Consider the following 23,580-nt stretch of genomic DNA (forward strand, 5'->3'; position numbering starts at 1 on the left):
GTCTAGGCTTGGGCACATGCAAGCCACCGCGTTCACGTTCGATGCCGAGAGCCGCACGGGGAGCGTGCTGCTGGATGACGGCACCCCGCTGGAGTTCGGCGCCGCGGCCTTCGACGCGGGGCAGTTGCGGCTGCTGCGCCCGGGCCAGCGGGTGCGCATCCGCACCGAGGGCACCGGCGCGGAGCGCCGCGTGACCTTCCTGACCCTCCAGACCTTCCCGGACCCGGCGGCGCAATAGCGCGGGCCGGGCACCCCGTGGGAGAGGGGCCCGGCCCGGCGCGGTGGAGCAGGTCGATCAGTGGTGCGGCGAAGCGGCCGTATCACCTGGCGGCGGTGCGCTTCGCGGTCTTGCGGGCGGCGCGCTTGGCCGGCGCCTTCTTCGCGGTGGCCTTCTTGGCGGGGGCCTTCTTCGCCGCCGCCTTCTTCGCGGTGGTCTTCTTGGCCGCCGACTTCTTGGCGGTGGTGGTCTTCTTCGCGGTGGCCTTCTTGGCCGCGGTGGTCTTCTTCGCGGCCGCGGTCTTGGCGGTGGCCGCCTTGCGCGCGGTGGTCGCCTTCTTCGCAGCGGCCTTCTTCGTGGCGGTGCGGGCGGTGGTCGAGGCACCGCCGCTCAGGCTGCCCTTGGGCGCCTTCTTGACCGAGACCTCGCCGCCTCGCGGAAGCTTCTTCGACCCGCTGACCAGGTCCTTGAAGCCCTGCCCCGCACGGAACCGCGGCACGGAGGTCTTCTTGACCCGGACCCGCTCCCCGGTCTGGGGGTTGCGAGCGTAACGGGCGGGACGCTCGACCTTCTCGAACGAACCGAACCCGGTGACCGAGACCCGGTCACCGGAGACCACCGCGCGGACGATCGCGTCGAGAACCGCGTCAACCGCGTCCGCGGCGGCCTGCCGGCCGCCCACCTTGTCGGCAATCGCTTCTACGAGCTGCGCCTTGTTCACGTCTTCCCCTTCGGAAACTTGCCCGGCGAATGAGTACGGGCTGATTTCGCACGCTAGGCGGATATATACCGCAAATCAAATACGAAACGGGCGAATCACCCTTGTGCCGCAACGAACTCGGTGCTCCACGTGATCAGTGATCGGGGATTCCGAGGTCGTCCAACTCAGCCGTTAACACCTCCAGGCGCCGTGCCGCGTCGGCGAGATCGTGCTTCGCCACCGCGGTCACCGCGAGCAGTCGCCGGGTCAACTCCCGCCTTGTCCCGTCCGGGACTTCGGGATGGGCGACGCGCGTGTGCGCCTGCTTCAAACGCGCGGCGAGGACCCCGTAGAGCTCCAGTTGGCCGTCGCGTTCCATGCGTCGATTGTGCCATCTGCGGCGAGTTGCGGCGCATGACAGGGCCAACCGGGTGTTCCGCGGCTGGTTTTCCGTACCCATGGCGGGGTGGCGTCCGGCTCGTCCGGACACGCGAAAGCGCCCCCCACGAGGACGTGGGGGGCGCTTGCGCCGGCGGTGGCGGCGGCGCGGGCGTGCGGCCGCCGAAGGGCGTCAGACCCTTGCGGTGCTGGGCTTCCAGGACGGCCGGGTGCTCTCGAACGCGGCGATGTCCGCTTCGTTGGCGAGCGTCAGGCTGATGTCGTCCAGCCCTTCCAGCAGCCGCCAGCGGGCGTTGTCGTCGAGTTCGAACGGCGCGACCAGCTGCCCCTGCGGGCGGTCGGCGCGCACCTGCCGGGCGACCAGGTCCACGGTGATCTCCGCGGTCGGGTCGGCCTCGGTCAGCTGCCACAGCTCCTCGACGACCTCCTGCGGCAGCACCACCGTCAGCAGCCCGTTCTTCAGCGAGTTGCCGCGGAAGATGTCCGCGAAGCGGGACGAGATCACCGTCTTGAAGCCGTAGTTCTGCAAGGCCCAGACGGCGTGCTCGCGGGAGGAGCCGGTGCCGAAGTCGGGTCCGGCGACCAGGACCGTGGCGCCCGCGTACTGCGGCGCGTTGAGCACGAACGCGTCGTCCTTGCGCCAGGCCTCGAACAGGCCGTCCTCGAAGCCGTTGCGGGTGACCTTCTTCAGCCAGTGCGCCGGGATGATCTGGTCGGTGTCCACGTTGCTGCGGCGCAGCGGCACGGCCCGGCCGGTGTGGGTGGTGAAGGCTTCCATGGCTGCTCAGGCTTCCTTCGAGGCGGAGGGGGCGGGGGCGTCGGACAGGTCGGCGGGCGAGGAGAGGCGGCCGGTGACCGCGGTGGCCGCGGCGACCTGCGGGGAGACCAGGTGGGTACGGCCGCCCTTGCCCTGCCGTCCTTCGAAGTTGCGGTTCGAGGTGGACGCGGACCGCTCGCCGGGCGCGAGTTGGTCGGGGTTCATGCCCAGGCACATCGAGCACCCGGCGTGCCGCCACTCGGCGCCGGCCGCGGTGAAGACCTTGTCCAGGCCCTCCTCGACGGCCTGGAGCGCCACGCGCACCGAGCCGGGGACGACGAGCATCCGCACCCCGTCGGCGACCTGGCGGCCCCGGACGACGCCCGCGGCGGCGCGCAGGTCCTCGATCCGGCCGTTGGTGCAGGAGCCGACGAAGACGGTGTCCACGGCGACCTCGCGCAGCGGCTGCCCGGCGGTCAGGCCCATGTACTCCAGGGCCTTCTCCGCGGCGAGCCGGTCGCTGGCGTCGGCGAACGACGCCGGGTCCGGCACCGACGCGCTCAGCGGCGCGCCCTGGCCGGGGTTGGTGCCCCAGGTGACGAACGGCGCCAACTCGGCCGCGTCGATCCGCACCTCGTGGTCGAAGACGGCGTCCTCGTCGGTCCTCAGCGTCTTCCAGTACGCGACGGCCGCGTCCCAGTCCTCGCCCTTGGGCGCGTGCGGACGGCCCTGGAGGTAGTCGAACGTGGTCTGGTCCGGGGCGATCATGCCCGCCCGGGCGCCGGCCTCGATCGACATGTTGCAGACGGTCATCCGGGATTCCATCGACAGCTTCTCGATGGCGCTGCCGCGGTACTCGATGACGTAGCCCTGGCCGCCGCCGGTGCCGATCCGGCTGATCACCGCGAGGATCAGGTCCTTGGCGGTGACGCCCTCGGGCAGCTCGCCGTCCACCGTGACCGCCATGGTGCGGAACGGGGCGAGCGGCAGCGTCTGGGTGGCCAGCACGTGCTCGACCTGCGAGGTGCCGATGCCGAACGCCAGCGCGCCGAACGCGCCGTGCGTGGAGGTGTGCGAGTCGCCGCAGACCACGGTGGTGCCCGGCTGGGTCAGGCCCAACTGCGGGCCCACCACGTGCACGACGCCCTGCTCGACGTCGCCGAGCGGGTGCAGCCGCACCTCGAACTCCGCGCAGTTCTTGCGCAGCGTCTCCAACTGGGTCCGGGAGACCGGGTCGGCGATCGGCTTGTCGATGTCGAGGGTGGGGGTGTTGTGGTCCTCGGTGGCGATGGTGAGGTCGGTACGGCGCACCCGCCGGCCGTTCATCCGCAGCCCGTCGAACGCCTGGGGGCTGGTCACCTCGTGGATGAGGTGGAGATCGATGAAAAGCAGATCGGGTTCGCCTTCGGCGCGGCGGACGACATGGTCGTCCCAGACTTTCTCCGCGAGTGTCCTACCCATCGCTGTCCCTCCGGCCCGCGTCGTCGCGGGGCCTACATAGGTGTTGGTGCTGCGCTGTGCGTCCAGCGTGACGCGTTCCCGGGAAAATTGAACTTGCGTTTCACACTCTGAGACGCGAGTATCGTTGCATGGACAACTCTAGCGGCGTCGGCGTTCTCGACAAGGCGGCTCTGGTGCTCAGTGCGCTGGAGTCGGGCCCGGCCACCCTGGCCGGGCTTGTCGGTGCCACGGGCCTGGCCCGCCCCACCGCGCACCGCCTGGCGGTGGCGCTCGAACACCATCGCATGGTGGCTCGCGACATGCAGGGCCGCTTCATCCTGGGCCCGCGCCTGTCGGAGCTGGCCGCCGCGGCCGGCGAGGACCGGCTGCTGGCCACGGCCGGGCCGGTGCTGACGCATCTGCGCGACGTGACCGGGGAGAGCGCCCAGCTCTACCGGCGCCAGGGCGACATGCGGATCTGCGTGGCCGCGGCGGAGCGGCTGTCCGGACTGCGGGACACCGTGCCGGTGGGCTCCACGCTGCCGATGAAGGCCGGCTCCGCCGCGCAGGTGCTGATGGCCTGGGAGGAGCCCGAGCGGCTGCACCGCGGGCTCCAGGGCGCCCGGTTCACCGCCACCGCGCTGTCCGGGGTGCGCCGCCGGGGCTGGGCGCAGTCGATCGGCGAGCGCGAGCCCGGGGTCGCCTCGGTCTCCGCGCCGGTGCGCGGGCCGTCCAACCGCGTGGTGGCCGCCGTGTCCGTCTCCGGGCCGATCGAGCGGCTCACCCGGCACCCGGGCCGGATGCACGCCCAGGCCGTCGTGGAGGCCGCCGGGCGGCTCAGCGAGGCCCTGCGCCGCTCCGGCTGAGCCCGGGGAGACCGGGAGACCGGGGGACCTGGGGAACCGGAGAGACCTGGGGACACGGACACACGAAGAAGCCCGCCGCGGTTCGCGGCGGGCTTCTCGTCGTATGTGGCGCCGCTTCCGGCGCTGTCGCTTCGATGCGTACCCCCGACCGGATTCGAACCGGCGCTACTGCCTTGAGAGGGCAGCGTGCTAGGCCGCTACACAACGGGGGCCCTGGCGATCCTCGCGTCGTCCGCACCGGGCGCGACCCGGCGGGGACGGAATGAAAGGATCTGTACCCCCGACCGGATTCGAACCGGCGCTACTGCCGTGAGAGGGCAGCGTGCTAGGCCGCTACACAACGGGGGCTCGCACTTGTGAAGTGCTGCTGGGGTACCAGGACTCGAACCTAGAACAACTGAACCAGAATCAGCCGTGTTGCCAATTACACCATACCCCACCAAAACGCAACCCCGGTAAGGGATCTTGTTCGGTTTGCGTCTCCGTTCCGGGCTTTGCCCTGTCCGGCGGCGCAGGAAGAACATTACCCGATCCGGGACGGCGCTCCAAAACGAGTATCGCCAAGTCCCCCCGGAACCGGGCCGGTGCGCCGTCAGGACGCACCGGCGGCCGCGCGCGGCACTAGCGCAGCCGGGCCATCAGGGCGTGCTCGACGAGCGTGATCAGCGCGCTCTTCGCGTCGCCGCGGTTGCGGGCGTCGGTGGTGATGATCGGCGCCTCCGGGCCGATCTGGAGCGCCTCGCGCACCTCCTCCGGCCCGTACGGCTGGTGGCCGTCGAAGCCGTTGAGCGCGATCACGAACGGCAGTCCGCTGTTCTCGAAGTAGTCGACCGCCGGGAAGCAGTCCGCAAGTCTCCTGGTGTCCACCAGGACGATCGCGCCGATCGCGCCGCGCACCAGGTCGTCCCACATGAACCAGAACCGGTCCTGCCCGGGCGTGCCGAACAGGTAGAGGATCAGGTCCTCGTCGAGCGTGATGCGGCCGAAGTCCATCGCCACCGTGGTGGTGGTCTTGTCCGGCGCGTGCGTGAGGTCGTCGATGCCGGCTGACGCGGAGGTCATCACGGCTTCGGTGCGCAGCGGGTTGATCTCCGAGACGGCACCGACGAACGTGGTCTTGCCCACGCCGAATCCGCCCGCCACCACGATCTTCGCGGAGGTGGTGGCGCGGGCCGGACCGCTAGAGCTTCCGAAGTCCACTGAGCACCCTTTCAAGCAGTGTCACATCAGGCTGGCCGCCCGCGGCCTCGTCGCCGCCGGGCTGATGGATCGCGACGAGTCCGGCCTCGGCCAGGTCGGCGACGAGAATGCGGACCACCCCGAGCGGAATGGTCAGCAGCGCGGAGATCTCGGCAACCGACTTGACCTCGCGGCACAGCAGGCAGATCCGCTGGTGCTCGGGGAGCTGCCCGCGCAGCCGCTCCGGGTCGGCGGTGGTACTGACCAGCGCCTCGATGGCGAGCTGGTAGCGCGGCCTGGTCCGGCCGCCGGTCATGGCGTAGGGGCGGACCAGTCCTGAGGGCGTGCGTGAGCGGCCGGTGTCGTGCCGGTCCGGCTGCCCGCCGTGGCCCTGGCGTTCCTGGCCGTACTCCTGGCCGTAGTCCTGGCCCTGGTGGCCGTGGACCTGGTGCGCCTGGACCTCCTGGTGGCCGGGCGCGCCCGGGACCCGGCCCTGCGGTGGCGGGGCCTGCGGTGGGGCGTACGGCTGGATGCGCGGCTGGCGGTAGGGCGTGCCGGGCTGCCCGGGCCGCTGCTCCGGCTCGGGCTCGGCCGGGTAGCCGTACGGCTGGGCCGGCTGCTGGTGCTGGTTGCCGTACGGGTCTCCACCGGGGGAAGTGCTCACTGGTCCTCCTCCTGAAACGGCCGCGCGGCCGCCTGAGCACCTGGCAGGTGCCCGGGCCGGCCCGCGGCCCATGCATTAGTTGAGCAGGCTGCCCTGAAGTTCGGCCCGGAGGTCGGGGGTGAGGACGCTACCGGCCCGGTCGACGAGCAGGGCCATCTCGTAGCCCACCAGGCCGATGTCGCACTCCGGATGCGCCAGCACCGCCAGCGACGAACCGTCCGACACCGACATGATGAACAGGAAACCCCGCTCCATCTCCACCACCGTCTGGTTCACACTCCCCCCCTCGAAAATCCGGGAGGCACCAGCCGTCAACGACGTCAACCCCGAGGCCACCGCCGCCAACTGATCCGCACGATCACGCGGAAAACCATCAGACATCGCGAGCAGCAGGCCGTCGGCGGAGACCACCACCGTGTGGGACACCCCAGGGGTGTTGTCCACGAAGTTGGTGATCAACCAGTTCAGATTCTGTGCCGCCTGGCTCATCGGACTCAACTAGCGCTCCTGGTTCTGGGGGCCGCCGAATCGGCTGTCGGTGGCCTGTCCGTTCGTGTCAGCTCCAGCAGTGCGCCCTTGCTGGACGCCACGTCGCAGATTACTCAACCTGCCGCGTACGTCCTCCGGTGCGCGGGAGACCTGTGGGCCGCCCTGCGGGGTCTGTGCCGCGGCACCCGGGACCAGGTTGGCCTTGGGTACCCGCCGGGGCAGACCGGAAGGGGTGACTCCGCCTGCCTTCGGCTCGCGGACCGACTCGGCCCGCTGCCAGTGCTCGTCGTTCGTCGACCGCCAGCCGTCACCGTCCGGCTGGGGTTGCTCCTGGGGGTCGGTGGACTCGTCGTCGGGCTGCTCCTGCCGGATCGGCCCACCGGGCTGCCGGTCGGGCCGCGGGTCGTCGGACGGGGCGGGGTGCCGGCGTTCGCGGCGCGGGAGGCCGGCGTCCGTCAGCGAAGGCGAGACTACGCTCTCGGAGGGGCCCTCGGGGAGCGGCGGAACGGATTCCGTTACCTGGGGTGCGTCCTGCGGCCATCCCTCCTGAGCAGGGCTGTAACCCGCGTCGGGCGCGAAGTGGCCGCCCGGTCCGGCTTCCTGGTACGGCTCGGCGTACTGCGACGGCCCGCCGTAGGGCGCGGCCGGGTCGTAGGTCTGGCCGGAAACCGTCCCGTACGGCTGCTCGAAGTAGCCGTTCTGTTCGGCGTACCCCTGCTGCTCGTAGCCGGGCTGGAAGCCCTGCTCATACGGCTGCTGCCCGTAGGAAGGGGCGGCGTCGGGGCCGTAGCCCTGGGCGTACTGGGCGGTGGGGTCCTGTGCATAGGGCTGGGCGAAGTCGGCCGATTCCGTTCGCTGCGGCGGGAGTTGGCCCAGGTGGGGGTCCTGGGTCCCGGCGGCGCCGGCCTCCAGCCGGGCGCGGCGCTCCTCGCGCAGTTCCTCGCGTTGCAGCGAGCGGCCGACCGGGTCGAGCGGGTGGGGGCCGGTCTCACCCGCTCGGTCGTAGCGGGAGTCGTCGAAGCCGAGTTCGGCGGCGGTGCGCTCGCCGGTGACCTGCGGGTGGGCGTCGCCGATGCGGTCGGCCAGGTGCTCGGGGACGATCCGGGAGACGGTGAAGTCGGTGTCGTCGGCGACCGGGTCGCCCCCGCCGCCGCGGGTGATCGCCTCGGGCAGCATCACCAGCGAGGTGGTGCCGGCCTGCTCGCCGGAGGGGCGCAGCTGGACCCGGATGCCGTGCCGCAGCGACAGCCGGCCGACCACGAACAGGCCCATCCGCTTGGCGATCTCCACGTCGACGGTGGGCGGGTCGGCGAGCTTGTGGTTGATGTCGGCGAAGTCCTCGGCGGTCAGGCCGATGCCCTTGTCGTGGATCTCGATCATCAGGCGGGTGTCGGGCAGCCGGGTGGCGGTGACCCGCACCTTGGTCTGCGGGGAGGAGAAGGTGGTGGCGTTCTCCAGCAGTTCGGCGAGCAGGTGCACCAGGTCGCTGACCGCGCTGCCGTGGATGTCGGTCTCGGGTATGCCGACCAGTTCGATCCGGTCGTACGCCTCCACCTCGGAGGCGGCCGCGCGCAGCACGTCGACCAGCGGTACCGGCTGGTTCCACTGGCGGTCGGGCTCCTGGCCGGCGAGGACCAGCAGGTTCTCGCCGTTGCGCCGCATACGGGTGGCCAGGTGGTCCATCCGGAAGAGGTTCGCCAGCTGGTCGGGGTCGGCCTCGTTGTTCTCCAGCTCGGTGATCAGGGTCAGCTGGCGCTGGATGAGGCCCTGGTTGCGCTGCGAGAGGTTGGTGAAGATCGCGTTGACGTTGCCGCGCAGCAGCGCCTGTTCGGCGGCGAGCCGGACCGCCTCGCGGTGCACCTGGTCGAAGGCCCGGGCCACCTCGCCGATCTCGTCGCGGGTGGTGATCGGGATCGGCGCGACCTGGGTGTCCACCCGGCCGGGGTCGGTGCGGGAGAGCTGGTCGACCAGCGCCGGCAGCCGGGTCTCGGCGATGTCGAACGCGGCGGTCCGCAGCCGCCGCATGCTGCGGGACATCGCGCGGGCCATCAGGGCGGCGACGATGAACGCGATGATCAGCGCGACCAGCACGAGCGCGGAGTTGATGAAGACGTCGCGCTTGGCGTGGGCGGCCACCCGCGCGGAGTCGGCGGCCGCCTGGTCGGCGAGCTGGGTCTCGACCGAGCGGTAGGCGTCGAACGACAGTGTGGCGGCGGACAGGTAGGACGCGGGGGTGACGCCCTCGGCGTTGAGCCGGGTGACGGTGTAGGCCGGGTCGGTCAGGTCGGTGACCATCCGGGTCAGGTCCGGCGGCACGATGTACGCGGTGTGGTTCGCCTTCGCCTTGCTCAGCGCGGCGGTGACCTGGGCCTGGCCCTTCTTCACCGCGGCGTCCTGCGCGGCCTTCAGCCGGGCCTGGTCGGCGGTGCTGCCGCCGCCGTCGTACTCCTCCAGCGCGATGCCCTCCAGGTACTGGTAGGAGCCGAGCGCGGTCTTCTGGAGGGCGAGTTCCTGGGAGGTGGGGTGCTTCTCGACCAGGATGTGGGTGCCGATGGCGCGGGTCAGCGACTCGGCGGCCTTGGCGAGCGAGACGGCGTACAGGGTCCGGCCGTAGGAGGCGCTGTTGCCGGTGCCGAAGCCGAGTTCGTTGGACAGCTCGCTCAGCGGGTGCTGGATCTTGACGTACCACTCCTCGGTCTGCACGCCGGAGAGCTGGCCGGTGAAGGCGGACTTGCGCAGGGAGGACAGCTGCGGCTCGACGCTGCGGAAGCTGGCCATGCGGCGCCGGAGGTCGGCGCCGTCGGGTATGCCGACCGCGGCCCTGTCGAAGGCGCGGGCGGCGGCGTCGGTGGCGGCGTACGCGGCGGACACGCTCGACGCGGTGCGGTGGCCCTCCAGCAGCGGGACCACGGTGGTGTCGCGCTCGTTCTCCAGCGCGTTGCTGTAGGTGGCGGCGGCGCGGACCAGTTTCGCGGTGCGCACCGCGTCGTCGGCCTGCTGCCAGGTGGTGACGGAGCTGTTGACGCGGAAGCCGCCCAGGACGAGGGCGACGAGCACCGGTATCAGGAGGATCGCGTTCAGCCGGGTGGCCATCCGCCAGTTGCGCATGCCGAAGCGGCGCCCCGGCCCCGGCAGGTCCTCGGCCACCGGCTCCGGGGTGCCCCCGGTGCGCTGCGGCGGAGTGAAGTTCCCCCGCGGGCCCCGGTCGGCACCCGCCTCGACTCGCCTCGTATTCCTCACTGGACCAACAACCTCTCGGCGACGACGCGACAACGACGGCCGTTCCCTGCGCTTCCTGCGCTTCCCGCACTCAGGTCTGCGCATTCCAGCACGCCATGCAGGTGCACGCCAAACGTCCGGAAACGTCCGGCGTCCGGCGGATCACGCCAGAAGGCTAGAGATAAAAAGGGCATAAGTCCAAAGGCCGAGCAAACCATATGACAGACGTACACGCGGCGGCACTGATCGAGCGCGAGCCGTGTTCGCCACCTGAAGGAAACTCTCTCGAAATGTTATGGAAGGCCGAGGGCCCGCTATGTCGTGTGACATAACGGGCCCTCGGCCTTGCGTCGGCGGTGTCCGCCCGCAGCTGCGCGCTACTTCAGGCGGGCCAGCAGCGCGTGCTCGACCAGCGTGATCAGCGCGCTCTTCGCGTCGCCGCGGTGCCGGGCGTCGGTGGTGATGATCGGCGCCTCCGGGCCGATCTGCAACGCCTCGCGCACCTCCTCCGGCCGGTACGGCTGGTGGCCGTCGAAGCCGTTGAGCGCGATCACGAACGGCAGTCCACTGTTCTCGAAGTAGTCGACCGCCGGGAAGCAGTCCGCCAGCCGCCGGGTGTCGACCAGCACCACGGCGCCGATCGCGCCGCGCACCAGGTCGTCCCACATGAACCAGAACCGGTCCTGGCCGGGGGTGCCGAACAGGTAGAGGATCAGGTCGTCGTCGAGCGTGATGCGGCCGAAGTCCATCGCCACCGTGGTGGTGGTCTTGTCCTGGACGTGGCTCAGGTCGTCGATACCGGCCGACGCCGAGGTCATCACGGCCTCGGTGCGCAGCGGGTTGATCTCCGACACCGCACCGACGAACGTGGTCTTGCCCACGCCGAAGCCACCCGCCACCACGATCTTCGCGGAGGTGGTCGACCGCACCGGCGGCGCAGCGTACGCCGCCTGCTGCGGTTGCGGCCTAGAGCTTCCGAAGTCCACTGAGCACCCTCTCAAGCAATGTCACGTCTGGCTGGCCGCCCGCGTCGCCGCTGCCGGGCTGGTGGATGGCCACCATGCCGGCCTCGGCGAGGTCGGCCACGAGAATCCGGGCCACCCCGAGCGGTATCGCGAGCAGCGCCGAGATCTCGGCCACCGACTTGATCTCACGCGTCAGATGGCAGATCCGCTGGTGCTCGGGAAGGAGTCCCGCGTACTGCGCCGGGTCGGCGGTGGTGCTGACCAGGGCCTCGAGCGCGAGCTGGTAGCGCGGCCGGGTGCGGCCACCGGTCATGGCGTACGGCCGCACCAGCGGCTGGTCGCCTTCCACCCCGTACGGCGCATGGTGGGACGCGCCGTACGGGCCCGGCGAGGCGGGTGGCGGGGTCATGAGGGTCCTCCGTGTCCGGGCAGTGCTCTTGCTGGTGCGGAAGTACGGGAACGATCTGTTGTGCGGGTGAACAGCGGGCGGGCGGTACTCAGTTGAGCAGGCTGCCCTGGAGCTCGGCGCGGAGGTCGGGGGTGAGGACGGCGCCCGCCCGGTCGACGAGCAGGGCCATCTCGTAGCCCACCAGGCCGATGTCGCACTCCGGATGCGCCAGCACCGCCAGCGACGAACCGTCCGACACCGACATGATGAACAGGAAACCCCGCTCCATCTCCACCACCGTCTGGTTCACACTCCCCCCCTCGAAAATCCGGGAGGCACCAGCCGTCAACGACGTCAACCCCGAGGCCACCGCCGCCAACTGATCCGCACGATCACGCGGAAAACCATCAGACATCGCGAGCAGCAGGCCGTCGGCGGAGACCACCACCGTGTGGGACACCCCAGGGGTGTTGTCCACGAAGTTGGTGATCAACCAGTTCAGATTCTGTGCCGCCTGGCTCATCGCACTCAACTAGCGCTCCTGGTTGTTCATGCCGAAACCACGGCCGTCGGTGGTACCGGTACCGCCGGCCTGGCGGCCCTGCTGGATACCCCTGCGGAGGTTGGTCAGACGTCCGCGCACGTCGTCGGGGGCGCGGGAGACCTGCGGGCCGCCCTGGGGGGCCTGCTGGGGGGCCGCGCCGCCCGCGACGAGATTCGCCCGGGGAACGCGCCGCGGCAGGCCGGAGGGGGTGACCCCGCCCGCGGTGGGTTCCCGGATGGCCTCGGCCCGCTGACGCAGCGCGTCGTTGGGCGAGGTGCGCCAGTTCGGCGTCTCGCGCGGCAGCGGCTGCGCCGCGGGCGCGGACGGCGCCTGGGCGCCGTTCTGCGCGCCGCCGGGCGCCGCCGGGCCGCCGGGCGCCGAGGTGGCCTGGACGGCCGGCTGCGGGCCGCCGGACAGCCGCTGCGGGCCGCCCGCCGGGGCCGGCCCGGGCCGGTCGGTGCGCGGGCGCTGCGGCGGCGCGGTGCGGCCCACCGGGCGGGGCGGCGGCGCCTGCTGGCCGCGCAGGCCCTGCTCGACGTGGATCTGCTGCATCCGCTCGGCCTGGCCGGTGCGGAACCAGTCGGACTCGATCGACGAGAAGATCGGCGTCGGCTCGTCGCCCCGGGTCGGGGCCGGCGGCAGCGCCATCGGCTCGGCCGGGCCGGGCAGTTGCGGCTCCTGGCGCGGCACGGGCAGCGGACCCAGCTCGTCCTGGAACGGCGACTGGGGCACCGCCGGGTACGACCCGCCGGTGTCGCCGTGGCCCGGCACCGGCAGCGCGCCGGTGCTGTACGGGTCCTGCGGCTGCTGCGCGGGGCCGCCCTGGCCCTGGCCGCCCTGCGGGCTCCAGCCGGGGGTGCCCTGCGGCCCGCGCGGGCCGCGCTGCGGCAGTCCCCCGGCCGGTGCGGGGCCGGGCTGCTGCGCCGGGTACGCCCCGGAGCCGTCCTCGGCGCGCACGGCGGGGAACTGGCTGGTGTCGCCGGGGCCGCCAGGACCGCCCGGCGGGGGGAAGGCACCCGTGTCACCGGGACGACCGGCACCCTGGCCCTGCGGCAGGCTGCCGTCGCGCACGGCGGGGAACTGGCTGGTGTCGCCAGGACCGCCCGGCAGGGGGAAAGAGCCGGTGTCGCCGGGAGCGCCGGGCACCTGGAAGGCACCCGTGTCACTGGGGCGGCCGACGCCCTGGCCCTGCGGGGGGTTCTCGTCACGGATCGGCGGGAACTGCGCGGTGTCCCCAGGACCGCCGGGCAGCCGGAAGGCACCCGTGTCACCGGGGCGACCGGCACCCTGACCCTGCAGGCCGCTCTCGTCACGCACCGCCGGGAACTGACCGGTGTCACCCGGACCACCCGGCAACCGGAAGGAGCCCGTGTCACCCGGACGACCGGCACCCTGACCCTGCGGCGAGTTCTCGTCACGCACCGCCGGGAACTGGCCGGTGTCACCCGGACCACCCGGCAGCCGGAGGGAACCCGTGTCACCCGGACGACCGGCACCCTGGCCCTGCGGCGGGTTCTCGTCACGGATCGGCGGGAACTGCGCGGTGTCGCCGGGGCCGCCCGGCAGCCGGAAGGAGCCCGTGTCACCGGAGTTGGCCTGGGGGGCGCGCTGGCCGCGCTGCGGGAGGCGGCCGCGGGAGCCGTCGCCCTGGCCGCCGGCGGCGGGGCCGTCGGCGCGGACGGCGGGGAACTGGCCGGTGTCGCCGGGACCGCCAGGACCACCCGAGGCGGCCGCGGGGGTCGCCCCGGGGCCGCCGGAGCGCTGCAAGGGGCCGGGGCGGCCGCCGAAGACGTCGGAGCGGAAGCCGTTGGGGCCGGTGTTCTGCGGCTGCGGGGTCGGGAAGCCGCCGGGGCCGGACGGCCGGCCGGAGCCCTGGTCCTGACCCGCACCCTGACCCTGACCCTGGCCCGGCCAGCCGGGACCGGACTGCTGGGGCTGCGGGCGGCTGCCGGGGCCGGACTGGTCGAAGGCGTCGAACGCGGGCGCCTCGACCTCCTCGTGGCCGCGCGGGGTGTCCTCGCCCAGGCCCTGCTGCTGGTTGCCCTGCGCGGCCCAGCGCGGGCCGCCGCCGGGACCGCCGGGGCCGGCGTTGCCGCCCGGGCCGCCGGAGGCGCCCGGCTGCCGGCCGGGCAGCGCGGGGCGCGCCCCGCCCTGGCCGACCTGGGCCGCGCCGCGGCCGCCCTTGCCGGCGTTGCCGAACGCGTTCGCGATGCCGGTGGCGGCGCTGCCGCCCGCGGCGCCCGCGGGGCGTGCCCCGGGAGCGGCGCCGCCCTTCGCGTTGGCGCCGCCCTGCGTGACGTCGACCGGCAGCATGACCAGCGCGGTGGTGCCGCCGGAGTCGGAGGGGCGCAGCTGGATGCGGATGCCGTGCCGCAGGGACAGCCGGCCGACCACGAACAGGCCCATCCGGCGGGAGACCGCGACGTCCACGGTCGGCGGGTTGGCCAGCCGCTCGTTGATGTCGGCGAGGTCTTCGGGGGACAGGCCGATCCCGGTGTCGTGGATCTCGATCAGCACCCGGCCGTCGGGCAGCGAGTGGCCGGTGACCCGCACCTTGGTCTGCGGGGAGGAGAACGACGTCGCGTTCTCCAGCAGCTCGGCGAGCAGGTGGACGAGGTCGTTGACGATCCGGCCGGTGACCTCCGCCGAGGGCACCGACGTCAGCTCGATCCGCTCGTACTGCTCCACCTCGGACGCGGCCGCGCGCAGCACGTCGACCAGCGGGACCGGGCGGGTCCACCGGCGGCCGGGCTCCTCGCCGGCGAGGACCAGCAGGTTCTCGCCGTTGCGGCGCATACGGGTCGCGAGGTGGTCGAGCTTGAACAGCGACGAGAGCTGGTCCGGGTCGGCCTCGCGCGACTCCAGTTCGGAGATGAGCGACAGCTGGCGCTGGATGAGGCCCTGGCTGCGGCGCGAGAGGTTGGTGAACATCGCGTTGACGTTGCCCCGCAGCAGCGCCTGTTCGGCGGCGAGCCGGACCGCCTCGCTGTGCACCTCGTCGAACGCGCGGGCCACCTGGCCGATCTCGTCGCGGCTGTTGATGCCGATCGACTCGACCGAGGTGTCGACGTCCTGCGGGTCGGTGTCGGAGAGCTGCTTGACCAGTTCGGGCAGCCGCTTCTGGGCGACGTCCTGGGCGGTCTGCTGGAGCCGGCGCAGCGAGCGGACCATCGAGCGGCCGACGACGAACGCGCCGACGACGGCGACGCCGAGCACGAGCAGGATGATCGCGCCGGAGATCAGCGCCTCGCGCTTCGCCTCGCTCTGGAGGTGCAGCGACTTCTGCTGCATCTCGCTGAGCAGCGAGCGCTCGATCTGGTTCATCGCGTCGATCTTGGTCTTCGCCGCGTCGTCCCAGTCCAGGTACGAGCTGTTGATCTTGGTGATCGCGCTCTGCGAACTCGCGATCCGCTCACGCTCGTTGTCGTGGGCGGCGATGGTGTCGTTGTCACCCTGGATCGGGCGCAGCAGCGAGGCGGCGTCGGTGCCGTAGACCTTCATGAAGCGGGTGATCGCGGTGTTCTCGTCCGCGGCGGACCACTTCACCGACTGGTACTCGTCGGCGTTGAGCTTGCCGCCGCTGGCGAACGCGGCGCTGATCACCGCGCGCTGCATCGACTCGTACTCCTTGGCGGAGGAGAACGCCGACAGGGCGCGGGTCGCCTTGATCATCTCGGAGTTGCTGGTGGCCTGCGCCATGTCCTGGGAGAGCGACAGCAGCGAGGTGACCAGGCCGTCGTACTCGGAGACGGTCTGCGCGATGCCCGACTGGGAGGTGTATGCCTCGCTGCGGATCTCGTTGAGGTTGGCGAGCTGGCCGCCGATGGCGACCAGGGTGGCGCGGACTCCGCTGAAGACCGGGTCGTCGTCCGAGATGCCGTCGGTCGCCTGCTCGTAGAGCTTGAGGTCGCGGTCGGTGGCCTGCCGGGAGGCGGCGACCGCGTCGTTGTTCTTCTGGTTGGCCGACAGCGGGCCCGCCGAGCTGTCGCGCTCCTCCTGGAGCGCGGCGGCCAGGTTGGTGGCCTGCTCGGTGATGTCGGTCAGGGTCTTCATGTGCTCGAGCTGGTGGATGTTGTCCAGCGAGTTGTTGATGCGCAGGCCGCCGAGCGCGGAGGCGGTGACCACGGGGAGCGCGAGCAGGGAGATGAGTCTGGTGCTGATGCGCCAGTTGCGCATGGCTATTCGGGGGCCGGGCTTGCCGTCGAGGCCGGTGATCTTGCCGGCTTCCAAGCCGCTGGGCATGCTCATCCGCCCGGGGGCCGCAGTGGTACCCGGCGTGGCGGTTCCGGAGTCGGCGGCGGCCTTGGAGCCGTTGCCGGCCCCGCCGGGCTGCTCCGATTCGCCCGCAGCGCCGCTGTCCCTCTTGAAACGTCCCTGCACTAGCGTCGCAACCTCTGGACCAGGCGTCCCCCGCCGTGAGGCTGCGGGGACGGTGTCGAGTCATGGGGGCTCGGGCCGACCCGGGTCACGGGACGGCTGGTGTGCCCTTCACCGCCGCACGGTGTTCCGTCCGCGCCCCCTGCGCGCCGGTTCGTTGTGATGCAGCGGTTCGGGGAATTCCAGCACAGTGCCTGATCTCGCAACAAGGCCCGTTGCCGACCTGTTGGAATGCGTCACCGATCGCGACGGACCATGCACACTGCGTCGAGCGTCAGGGCGGTGATATGGGGCGAATACGGGCCGCTCGCGTAACCGCACGGAGGGGTGTCAGAGCGTGCCCGTCACGCCGCGCGACGGACTTTTCCCGGCCTTCACGGCTTTTGCGGCTTTCCTGCTACCGAGTCGGTTGTCCGAAAGGCGTGGTATGCGGTGGAGTTCGTGAGCAAAATCACACACCGTCAGATGTCTGCGCCCGGCTGCCGTGGGAAGAGCCCCCACTAACCTGGTGCTTTATCCGGGAGGCGGCTGTGTGAGCCGCCGTGTCCCGCTCCCCCGTCGAGACCCGAGGTCCCCACAGATGATCGCCAACCCGCGGCGCACCACTCTCGCGCACCTAAAGGACGCGTCCGAACTCCTCGGCTCGCCCGCCCCGGTGGCGACGGCGGACACCGAGGCCGCGGAAGCGGCGGCGGCCGCCGTGCTGCCGCGGACCACCGCGAACCCGCGCCGTACGAAGCTCAACGAGCTGCCGAAGCCGCGCATCGCCCCCTGAACGGCACTGACCTGCGGCGATCGCCTCGGTCCGGTGGGAGGCGGCCCGGCCGCTAGGGTGAAGGCATGCGCATCGTCAGGTTCTCCATCGACGGCAACGTGGCGTTCGGAGCGGTCGAGGGCGACCCGGCCGGCGGTCCCGAGGCTCTCTCCGTCGACATCATGAAGGGCGTGCCCTTCGCGGACTTCGAGCTGTCCGGCACGAAGGTCCCGCTGGACAAGGTGCGGCTGCTGCCGCCGGTCCTGCCCAACAAGGTGGTCGCCATCGGCCGCAACTACGCGGCCCACGCCGCGGAACTGGGCAACGAGGTGCCGGACGCGCCCTGGGCGTTCTTCAAGCCCTCGACCTCGGTGATCGGCCCCGGCGACCCCATCGTGTACCCCTCCTTCTCCCAGGAGGTGCACCACGAAGCGGAGTTGGCGGTCGTGATCAGCCGGCTGTGCCGGGACGTGCCGCGGGAGCGGGTCAAGGACGTGATCCTCGGCTTCACCTGCGCCAACGACGTGACGGCCCGCGACACCCAGCGGTCCGAGAAGCAGTGGGCGCGGGCGAAGGGCTTCGACTCCTCCTGCCCGCTCGGTCCCTGGATCGAGACCTCGATCGACCTGGAGGCGGCCGGCGACCTCGCGATCACCGCGACCGTCAACGGCGAACTGCGCCAGGCCGGCCGCACCCGGCAGATGCTGAACTCGATCGAGGACCTGATCGTCAACATCACCGAGGCGATGACGCTGCTGCCCGGCGACGTCCTGCTCACCGGCACCCCCGCGGGCGTGGGCCCGCTGCTCCCCGGCGACGAGGTCGCCGTCACCATCGAAGGCATCGGCACTCTCACCAACAAGGTGATCTCGCGTGGCTAGCGCAACTCCTGCACCCTCCGCCCCCGCTTCCGGCGGCTCCTCCGACTCCGGCTCCGGCTCCGCCGTCCGCGTCCGGTTCTGCCCCTCCCCCACCGGCAACCCGCACGTCGGGCTGGTCCGCACCGCGCTGTTCAACTGGGCGTTCGCCCGGCACCAGCAGGGCACCCTGGTCTTCCGCATCGAGGACACCGACGCGGCCCGCGACTCCGAGGAGTCCTACCAGGCGCTGCTGGACTCGATGCGCTGGCTCGGCCTGGACTGGGACGAGGGCCCGGAGGTCGGCGGCCCGTTCGCGCCCTACCGGCAGTCCCAGCGGATGGACGTCTACGCCGACGTGGCACAGCGGCTGAAGCAGGCCGGGCACGCGTACGACTGCTACTGCACCACCGAGGAGCTGGAGGCCCGCCGCGAGGCCGCCCGCGCCGCCGGCCGCCCCTCCGGGTACGACGGCCACTGCCGGGACCTCAGCGCCGAGCAGACGGCCGCCTACCGGGCCGAGGGCCGCGCCCCGATCGTGCGCTTCCGGATGCCGGACCACCCGATCACCTTCACCGACCTGGTCCGCGGCGAGCTGACCTTCACCCCGGAGAACGTGCCGGACTACGGCATCGTGCGGGCCAACGGCGCGCCGCTGTACACCCTGGTCAACCCGGTGGACGACGCGCTGATGGAGATCACGCACGTGCTGCGCGGCGAGGACCTGCTCTCCTCCACCCCGCGGCAGATCGCGCTGTACGGCGCGCTGATCGAGCTGGGCCTCGCCCGGTCCGTGCCCGCCTTCGGCCACCTGCCGTACGTGATGGGCGAGGGCAACAAGAAGCTCTCCAAGCGCGACCCGCAGGCGTCGCTCAACCTCTACCGGGAGCGCGGGTTCCTGCCCGAGGGGCTGCTCAACTACCTCTCGCTGCTTGGCTGGTCGTTCTCCGCCGACCAGGACGTCTTCTCGATCGAGGAGATGGTGGCGAAGTTCGAGATCTCCGACGTCAACGCCAACCCGGCGCGCTTCGACCTGAAGAAGGCCGAGGCGATCAACGCCGACCACATCCGGCGGCTGGGCGTGAAGGAGTTCACCGAGGCGTGCGCGCCCTGGCTCCAGGCGCCGTTCGCGCCCTGGGCGCCGGAGTCCTTCGACGAGGCGGCGTGGCAGGCGATCGCGCCCTACGCGCAGACCCGGGTCACGGTGCTCTCCGACATCACCGCGAACGTGGACTTCCTCTTCCTCGACCAGCCGGTCGACGATGAGGCGTCCTGGGCGAAGGCGATGAAGGAAGGGTCCGACGCGCTGCTGCGCACGGCCCGGGAGCAGCTGGCCGCGGCGGACTGGTCCGCCGCGGAGTCGTTGAAGGAGGCGGTGCTCGCGGCCGGCGAGGCGCACGGCCTCAAGCTCGGCAAGGCGCAGGCTCCGGTGCGGGTCGCGGTCACCGGCCGCACCGTCGGGCTGCCGCTGTTCGAGTCGCTCCAGGTGCTGGGGCGCGAGCGCACCCTCGCGCGGATCGAGGCTGCGCTGGCGAAGCTGGCCTGACCCTCCGGGGTGGGTGGTCCCTGTCGGTTCCGGGACCACCCGCCGGTGGTGGGCTGGTCGCGCAGTTCCCCGCGCCCCTTGATATGCCCGGGTTCCTCCGGGGCAGGCCCGGTGGTGGCCGCACTTACCCAGGGGCGCGGGGAACTGCGCGGCCAGCCACCGCGGACCGCAAGGTCCCGTGCATCACAGGACGGGGCACCGCGGAGGGCCGGCTAGCCCTGCCAGGAGTGGGGCGCGCGGAAGCCCGGGGTGCGCTCCAGGCGGCGCCAGCCGGCGGTGGAGCGGGGGGTGGGCGCGGCCGGGGCGGCGGAGCCGCCGGCGGCGGCGCGGGCCAGCAGGAGCGCGGTCAGTGCGGCGACCTCCTCGGGTGCCGCGTGCCCCTTCTCGACGCGCACCAGCGAATCGGTGGGAGTGCTCACGATGGTCTCCAATAGGTGGGCCGCCTGGGCGGTCCTGGTCGGGGAGGTCACTGCGGGGGGTTGCCGTGCTTGCGGGACGGCAGGTCGGCGTGCTTGGTGCGGAGCATCTCCAGCGAGCGGGCGAGCACCTCGCGGGTCTCGCCCGGGTCGATGACGTCGTGCACCAGGCCGCGCTCGGCGGCGTAGTACGGGTGCATCAGCTCGGCCTTGTACTCCTTGACCATGCGGGCGCGCATCGCGTCGGAGTCGTCGGCTTCGGCGATCTGCCGGCGGAAGATCACGTTCGCGGCGCCCTCCGCGCCCATGACCGCGATCTCGTTCGTCGGCCAGGCGAACGTCAGGTCCGCCCCGATCGACTGGCTGTCCATCACGATGTAGGCGCCGCCGTACGCCTTCCGCAGGATCAGCGAGATCCGCGGCACCGTCGCGTTGCAGTACGCGTACAGCAGCTTCGCACCGTGCCGGATGATCCCACCGTGCTCCTGCGAGACGCCGGGCAGGAAGCCGGGGACGTCCAGGAGGGTGATGATCGGGATGTTGAACGCGTCGCACATCTGCACGAAGCGCGCGCCCTTCTCGGACGCCTCGATGTCGAGCACGCCGGCGAGCGAGGCGGGCTGGTTGGCGATGACGCCGACCACCTGGCCGTCAATCCGGGTGAGCGCCACGATGAGGTTGGTGGCCCACCGCTCGTGGATCTCCAGGTACTCGCCGTCGTCGACGATCTCCTCGATCACCTTGTGCATGTCGTACGACCGGTTGCCGTCGGCCGGCACCAGGTCCAGCAGCACGTCGCCGCGGCGGTCCACCGGGTCCTGGTTCTCCGCGGCGGGCGGGTTCTCCCGGTTGTTCTGCGGCAGCAGCGACAGCAGGTAGCGGACCTCCTCCAGGCAGGTCTGCTCGTCGTCGTACGCGAAGTGCGAGACGCCGGAGACCGCCGAGTGGACGTCGGCGCCGCCCAGGCCGTTCTGGGTGATCTCCTCGCCCGTCACCGCCTGCACCACGTCGGGGCCGGTGATGAACATCTGCGAGGTCTCCCGCACCATGAACACGAAGTCCGTGAGCGCCGGGGAGTAGGCCGCGCCGCCCGCGCACGGGCCGAGCATCACCGAGATCTGCGGGATGACGCCGGAGGCCCGGGTGTTGCGCTGGAAGATGCCGCCGTAGCCGGCGAGCGCCGAGACGCCCTCCTGGATACGGGCGCCCGCGCCGTCGTTGAGCGACACCAGCGGGGCGCCCGCCGAGATCGCCATGTCCATGATCTTGTGGATCTTCTGCGCGTGGGCCTCGCCCAGCGCGCCGCCGAAGATCCGGAAGTCGTGTGCGTACACGAACACGGTCCGGCCGTGCACGGTCCCCCACCCGGTGATCACGCCGTCGGTGTAGGGCCGCTTCGCCTCCAGCCCGAAGCCCGTGGCCCGGTGCCGCCGCAGCGACTCCACCTCACGAAAGGAGCCTTCGTCGAGCAGCAGCTCGATCCGCTCGCGCGCGGTCAGCTTCCCCTTGGCCCGCTGCGCCGCGGTGGCCTTCTCGCTCGGCCCCCGCTGCACCTCCTCGCGGATCGCACGAAGCTCCTCGACGCGCCCCCGGGCGTCGTTCGCCGTGACGGGCAGCTCTTGCGATGTGGTCATGTACCGACAGTACGAGCGTCAAGGGCCGGAAGGCGCCATCAACTTCGTACAGTGTCCAACGGCTCAGCCTGGTGGGTCCCGACAGACGGCGAGGTGGGGCGGGGTCCGGCGGCCGGTGCCGGGGCCCGCCCCACCGCGCGGTTGCGTGCCGCCGCGGGTGGCCCGGGGGTCAGCGGGCGGCGACCGCGGCGGCCAGCGCCAGCACCCGCCGGGCCTCTTCGACGTGCAGGTTCTCGATCATCCGGCCGTCCACGGTGACCACGCCGCGCCCCTGTGACGTGGCCTCTTCGAAGGCGGCGATGATCCGTTCGGCGCGCTCGACCGCCGCCGGGTCCGGCGCGAAGATCCGGTTGCAGGGTTCGAGCTGCCGGGGGTGGATCAGGGTCTTGCCGTCGAAGCCGAGCTGCCGCGCCTGGCGGGTCTCGGCCTCGAAGCCGGCCGTGTCCTGGACGTCGTTGTAGACACCGTCCAAGATGACCTTGCCGGCCGCGCGGGCGGCGAGCAGGGCCAGCGAGAGCCCGGTCAGCAGCGGGGCCCGGCCGGGCACGTGCTCGGCGTGCAGTTCCTTGGCGAGGTCGTTGGTGCCCAGCACCAGGACGGTCAGCCGCGGGGACGCCTCGGCGATCGCCCGCGCGTCCAGGAGCGCGGCGGGCGTCTCCAGCATCGCCCACAGCGCGGTGTGTTCCGGCGCGCCGGCCGCCTCGAGCGCCGCCACGACCTCCCGTACGGTCCGGGCGGAGTCCACCTTGGGGACGACGACCGCGTCCGGGCCCGCGGCCGCGGCGGCCGCCAGGTCGTCGGCGTGCCAGGCGGTGCCGGGGGCGTTGACCCGGATGGCGACCTCGCGCGGGCCGTAGGCGCCGCTCGCGGCGGCGGCCGCGACCCGCGCGCGGGCCTCGGCCTTCGCGTCGGGGGCGACGGAGTCCTCCAGGTCGAGGATGAGCGCGTCGGTGGGGAGGGTCTTCGCCTTCTCCAGGGCGCGCTCGTTGGCGCCGGGCATGTAGAGCACGGAGCGGCGGGGGCGCGGCGCGGCGGCGGGCGCGGCGGAGTTGGCGGCGGGGTCGGCGGCGGTGCTCATCGGGCGGGCTCCTCGGTGGCGGCGGTGTCGGCCGCGGCGGCGTAGGCGGCGGCGAGTTCGGGGTCGCGGGCGGCCAGGGTGTCCGCGAGTCCGGCGACCACCTGGCACTGCTTGTACGTCGCGTCGTCCTGCATCTTGCCGTCGATCATCACCGCGCCGGTGCCGTCGCCCATCGCCGCGATCACCCGGCGGGCCCAGGCGACGTCCTCGGGGGCGGGCGAGAAGACCCGCTTGGCGATGTCGATCTGCACCGGGTGCAGCGACCAGGCGCCGACGCAGCCGAGCAGGAAGGCGTTGCGGAACTGGTCCTCGCAGCCGGTGACGTCCTTGATGTCACCGAACGGCCCGTAGTACGGCAGGATGCCGTTCGCGGCGCAGGCGTCGACCATCCGGGCGATCGTGTAGTGCCACAGGTCCTGCTGGTAGGTGGGCCGGGGGCCGTCGCCGCCGGGGCCGGGGTCCGCGCGGACCAGGTAGCCGGGGTGGCCGCCGCCGACGCGGGTGGTCTTCATCCGGCGGCTGGCGGCCAGGTCGGCCGGGCCGAGCGACAGGCCCTGCATCCGGGGGCTGGCGGCGGCGATCTCCTCGACGTTGCCGACGCCGGCCGCGGTCTCCAGGATGGCGTGCACCAGGATCGGCCGGTCCAGCCCCGCCTTCGCCTCCAGTTGGGCCAGCAGCCGGTCGACGTAGTGGATGTCGTGGGCGCCCTCCACCTTCGGCACCATCACCACGTCGAGGCGGTCGCCGATCTCGGGGACCAGGGTGAGCAGGTCGTCCAGCGCCCAGGGCGAGTCGAGGCTGTTGATCCGGGTCCACAGCTGGGTGTCGCCGAAGTCGGTGGCCCGGGCGGTCCGCACCAGGCCGGCCCGGGCCGCCTCCTTGCGGTCGGCGGGGACGGCGTCCTCCAGGTTGCCCAGCAGGACGTCGACGGCCGGCGCGAGGGAGGGCACCTTGGCCGCCATCTTCTCGTTGCCCGGGTCGAAGAAGTGGATCATTCGCGAGGGGCGGAACGGCACGTCCCTGACGGGCGTGGGCGCCCCCACGGCCAGCGGGCGGAAGAAGTCCTTCGCCGAGCGCATGCGATCTCCCGG

Annotated in this window: 21 protein-coding genes and 3 tRNA genes; 5 read left to right on the forward strand and 19 right to left on the reverse strand. The window is 72.1% G+C overall.

Annotated elements, in window-relative coordinates:
* The first annotated feature begins 16 nt into the window (after positions 1 to 16).
* On the forward strand, positions 17 to 238 hold the full coding sequence (locus tag AC3ERT_RS09700) for a hypothetical protein (RefSeq protein ID WP_335984314.1): 222 nt from the start codon (positions 17 to 19) through the stop codon (positions 236 to 238).
* Positions 239 to 320: 82 nt separating this feature from the next.
* On the opposite strand, the gene AC3ERT_RS09705 is transcribed toward AC3ERT_RS09700, so the two are convergent.
* The 4 genes from AC3ERT_RS09705 to leuC all read right to left on the reverse strand — a co-directional run bounded on the left by AC3ERT_RS09705 (position 321) and on the right by leuC (position 3,534).
* Positions 321 to 938 (reverse strand): HU family DNA-binding protein, encoded by a 618-nt coding sequence (locus AC3ERT_RS09705; protein WP_335984312.1) that lies wholly within the window; start codon positions 936 to 938, stop codon positions 321 to 323.
* Positions 939 to 1,071: 133 nt separating this feature from the next.
* A complete protein-coding gene (locus tag AC3ERT_RS09710) occupies positions 1,072 to 1,296 on the reverse strand; it encodes an SCO5555 family protein (protein ID WP_335984310.1) in 225 nt (74 codons plus the stop codon).
* 192 nt (positions 1,297 to 1,488) lie between these two features.
* Positions 1,489 to 2,094: a 3-isopropylmalate dehydratase small subunit gene (leuD, locus tag AC3ERT_RS09715; RefSeq protein WP_335984308.1), complete on the reverse strand. Its 606-nt coding sequence runs from the start codon at positions 2,092 to 2,094 to the stop codon at positions 1,489 to 1,491.
* A 6-nt stretch (positions 2,095 to 2,100) separates the two neighbouring features.
* Positions 2,101 to 3,534: a 3-isopropylmalate dehydratase large subunit gene (gene leuC / locus AC3ERT_RS09720; RefSeq protein ID WP_335984306.1), complete on the reverse strand. Its 1,434-nt coding sequence runs from the start codon at positions 3,532 to 3,534 to the stop codon at positions 2,101 to 2,103.
* Between the two features lie 128 nt (positions 3,535 to 3,662).
* On the opposite strand from leuC, the gene ndgR reads away from it, so the two are divergent.
* Positions 3,663 to 4,379, forward strand: a complete 717-nt coding sequence (gene ndgR / locus AC3ERT_RS09725) for an IclR family transcriptional regulator NdgR (RefSeq protein ID WP_335984305.1) — start codon at positions 3,663 to 3,665, stop codon at positions 4,377 to 4,379.
* Between the two features lie 139 nt (positions 4,380 to 4,518).
* Here the strand turns inward: ndgR and AC3ERT_RS09730 are convergent.
* The 11 genes from AC3ERT_RS09730 to AC3ERT_RS09780 form a co-directional block, all read right to left on the reverse strand.
* A tRNA-Glu gene (locus AC3ERT_RS09730) sits at positions 4,519 to 4,591 on the reverse strand.
* Between the two features lie 63 nt (positions 4,592 to 4,654).
* Positions 4,655 to 4,727: transfer RNA gene (locus AC3ERT_RS09735), tRNA-Glu, on the reverse strand.
* A gap of 19 nt (positions 4,728 to 4,746) precedes the next feature.
* Positions 4,747 to 4,818: transfer RNA gene (locus tag AC3ERT_RS09740), tRNA-Gln, on the reverse strand.
* Between the two features lie 182 nt (positions 4,819 to 5,000).
* Positions 5,001 to 5,579 (reverse strand): GTP-binding protein, encoded by a 579-nt coding sequence (locus AC3ERT_RS09745; RefSeq protein WP_202236420.1) that lies wholly within the window; start codon positions 5,577 to 5,579, stop codon positions 5,001 to 5,003.
* Positions 5,560 to 6,222 carry a DUF742 domain-containing protein gene (locus AC3ERT_RS09750; protein ID WP_335984304.1) on the reverse strand — a complete coding sequence of 221 codons (663 nt, stop codon included), beginning with the start codon at positions 6,220 to 6,222 and terminating at the stop codon, positions 5,560 to 5,562. The genes AC3ERT_RS09745 and AC3ERT_RS09750 overlap by 20 nt, the downstream gene beginning before the upstream one ends.
* 75 nt (positions 6,223 to 6,297) lie before the next feature.
* A complete protein-coding gene (locus AC3ERT_RS09755) occupies positions 6,298 to 6,711 on the reverse strand; it encodes a roadblock/LC7 domain-containing protein (protein WP_093787504.1) in 414 nt (137 codons plus the stop codon).
* 9 nt (positions 6,712 to 6,720) lie between these two features.
* Positions 6,721 to 9,819, reverse strand: a complete 3,099-nt coding sequence (locus AC3ERT_RS09760) for a sensor histidine kinase (RefSeq protein WP_435173683.1) — start codon at positions 9,817 to 9,819, stop codon at positions 6,721 to 6,723.
* A 488-nt stretch (positions 9,820 to 10,307) separates the two neighbouring features.
* Positions 10,308 to 10,916 carry a GTP-binding protein gene (locus tag AC3ERT_RS09765; protein WP_435130796.1) on the reverse strand — a complete coding sequence of 203 codons (609 nt, stop codon included), beginning with the start codon at positions 10,914 to 10,916 and terminating at the stop codon, positions 10,308 to 10,310.
* Positions 10,897 to 11,304: a DUF742 domain-containing protein gene (locus tag AC3ERT_RS09770; RefSeq protein WP_335984411.1), complete on the reverse strand. Its 408-nt coding sequence runs from the start codon at positions 11,302 to 11,304 to the stop codon at positions 10,897 to 10,899. The genes AC3ERT_RS09765 and AC3ERT_RS09770 overlap by 20 nt, the downstream gene beginning before the upstream one ends.
* A gap of 88 nt (positions 11,305 to 11,392) precedes the next feature.
* Complete coding sequence (locus tag AC3ERT_RS09775; protein WP_037917495.1) at positions 11,393 to 11,806, reverse strand: roadblock/LC7 domain-containing protein; 414 nt, start codon at positions 11,804 to 11,806, stop codon at positions 11,393 to 11,395.
* 9 nt (positions 11,807 to 11,815) lie between these two features.
* Positions 11,816 to 16,207 carry a sensor histidine kinase gene (locus tag AC3ERT_RS09780; protein ID WP_435173638.1) on the reverse strand — a complete coding sequence of 1,464 codons (4,392 nt, stop codon included), beginning with the start codon at positions 16,205 to 16,207 and terminating at the stop codon, positions 11,816 to 11,818.
* A 577-nt stretch (positions 16,208 to 16,784) separates the two neighbouring features.
* Here AC3ERT_RS09780 and AC3ERT_RS09785 point away from each other — a divergent pair.
* The 3 genes from AC3ERT_RS09785 (at position 16,785) to gltX (ending at position 19,361) form a co-directional block, all read left to right on the forward strand.
* A complete protein-coding gene (locus AC3ERT_RS09785) occupies positions 16,785 to 16,979 on the forward strand; it encodes a hypothetical protein (protein ID WP_335974183.1) in 195 nt (64 codons plus the stop codon).
* A gap of 65 nt (positions 16,980 to 17,044) precedes the next feature.
* Positions 17,045 to 17,839 carry a fumarylacetoacetate hydrolase family protein gene (locus AC3ERT_RS09790; RefSeq protein WP_335974187.1) on the forward strand — a complete coding sequence of 265 codons (795 nt, stop codon included), beginning with the start codon at positions 17,045 to 17,047 and terminating at the stop codon, positions 17,837 to 17,839.
* Positions 17,832 to 19,361: a glutamate--tRNA ligase gene (gene gltX, locus AC3ERT_RS09795; protein ID WP_435130791.1), complete on the forward strand. Its 1,530-nt coding sequence runs from the start codon at positions 17,832 to 17,834 to the stop codon at positions 19,359 to 19,361. Before AC3ERT_RS09790 ends, gltX begins: the two co-directional genes overlap by 8 nt.
* A 212-nt stretch (positions 19,362 to 19,573) precedes the next feature.
* Here gltX and AC3ERT_RS09800 read toward each other — a convergent pair whose 3' ends face one another.
* From AC3ERT_RS09800 to AC3ERT_RS09815, 4 genes are all read right to left on the reverse strand, one after another.
* Entirely contained in the window at positions 19,574 to 19,780 is a 207-nt protein-coding gene (locus tag AC3ERT_RS09800) for an acyl-CoA carboxylase epsilon subunit (protein ID WP_435173640.1), read from the reverse strand.
* Between the two features lie 47 nt (positions 19,781 to 19,827).
* Positions 19,828 to 21,411: an acyl-CoA carboxylase subunit beta gene (locus AC3ERT_RS09805; RefSeq protein WP_435173642.1), complete on the reverse strand. Its 1,584-nt coding sequence runs from the start codon at positions 21,409 to 21,411 to the stop codon at positions 19,828 to 19,830.
* Positions 21,412 to 21,580: 169 nt separating this feature from the next.
* Positions 21,581 to 22,489, reverse strand: a complete 909-nt coding sequence (locus AC3ERT_RS09810; protein WP_335974196.1) for an HpcH/HpaI aldolase/citrate lyase family protein — start codon at positions 22,487 to 22,489, stop codon at positions 21,581 to 21,583.
* A complete protein-coding gene (locus AC3ERT_RS09815) occupies positions 22,486 to 23,568 on the reverse strand; it encodes an HpcH/HpaI aldolase/citrate lyase family protein (protein WP_435130789.1) in 1,083 nt (360 codons plus the stop codon). The genes AC3ERT_RS09810 and AC3ERT_RS09815 overlap by 4 nt, the downstream gene beginning before the upstream one ends.
* Positions 23,569 to 23,580 lie beyond the last annotated feature (12 nt).

The organism is Actinacidiphila sp. bgisy145 (assembly GCF_057708125.1).

Excerpts from the sequence above, each read along its gene's own strand:
- leuD (WP_335984308.1), bottom strand. The coding sequence starts at position 2,094 with ATGGAAGCCTTCACCACCCACACCGGCCGGGCCGTGCCGCTGCGCCGC.
- leuC (WP_335984306.1), bottom strand. The coding sequence starts at position 3,534 with ATGGGTAGGACACTCGCGGAGAAAGTCTGGGACGACCATGTCGTCCGC.
- AC3ERT_RS09790 (WP_335974187.1), top strand. The coding sequence starts at position 17,045 with ATGCGCATCGTCAGGTTCTCCATCGACGGCAACGTGGCGTTCGGAGCG.
- ndgR (WP_335984305.1), top strand. The coding sequence starts at position 3,663 with ATGGACAACTCTAGCGGCGTCGGCGTTCTCGACAAGGCGGCTCTGGTG.
- AC3ERT_RS09785 (WP_335974183.1), top strand. The coding sequence starts at position 16,785 with ATGATCGCCAACCCGCGGCGCACCACTCTCGCGCACCTAAAGGACGCG.
- AC3ERT_RS09805 (WP_435173642.1), bottom strand. The coding sequence starts at position 21,411 with ATGACCACATCGCAAGAGCTGCCCGTCACGGCGAACGACGCCCGGGGG.
- AC3ERT_RS09815 (WP_435130789.1), bottom strand. The coding sequence starts at position 23,568 with ATGCGCTCGGCGAAGGACTTCTTCCGCCCGCTGGCCGTGGGGGCGCCC.
- AC3ERT_RS09775 (WP_037917495.1), bottom strand. The coding sequence starts at position 11,806 with ATGAGCCAGGCGGCACAGAATCTGAACTGGTTGATCACCAACTTCGTG.
- AC3ERT_RS09755 (WP_093787504.1), bottom strand. The coding sequence starts at position 6,711 with ATGAGCCAGGCGGCACAGAATCTGAACTGGTTGATCACCAACTTCGTG.
- AC3ERT_RS09700 (WP_335984314.1), top strand. The coding sequence starts at position 17 with ATGCAAGCCACCGCGTTCACGTTCGATGCCGAGAGCCGCACGGGGAGC.
- AC3ERT_RS09810 (WP_335974196.1), bottom strand. The coding sequence starts at position 22,489 with ATGAGCACCGCCGCCGACCCCGCCGCCAACTCCGCCGCGCCCGCCGCC.
- AC3ERT_RS09770 (WP_335984411.1), bottom strand. The coding sequence starts at position 11,304 with ATGACCCCGCCACCCGCCTCGCCGGGCCCGTACGGCGCGTCCCACCAT.
- AC3ERT_RS09710 (WP_335984310.1), bottom strand. The coding sequence starts at position 1,296 with ATGGAACGCGACGGCCAACTGGAGCTCTACGGGGTCCTCGCCGCGCGT.
- AC3ERT_RS09760 (WP_435173683.1), bottom strand. The coding sequence starts at position 9,819 with ATGCGCAACTGGCGGATGGCCACCCGGCTGAACGCGATCCTCCTGATA.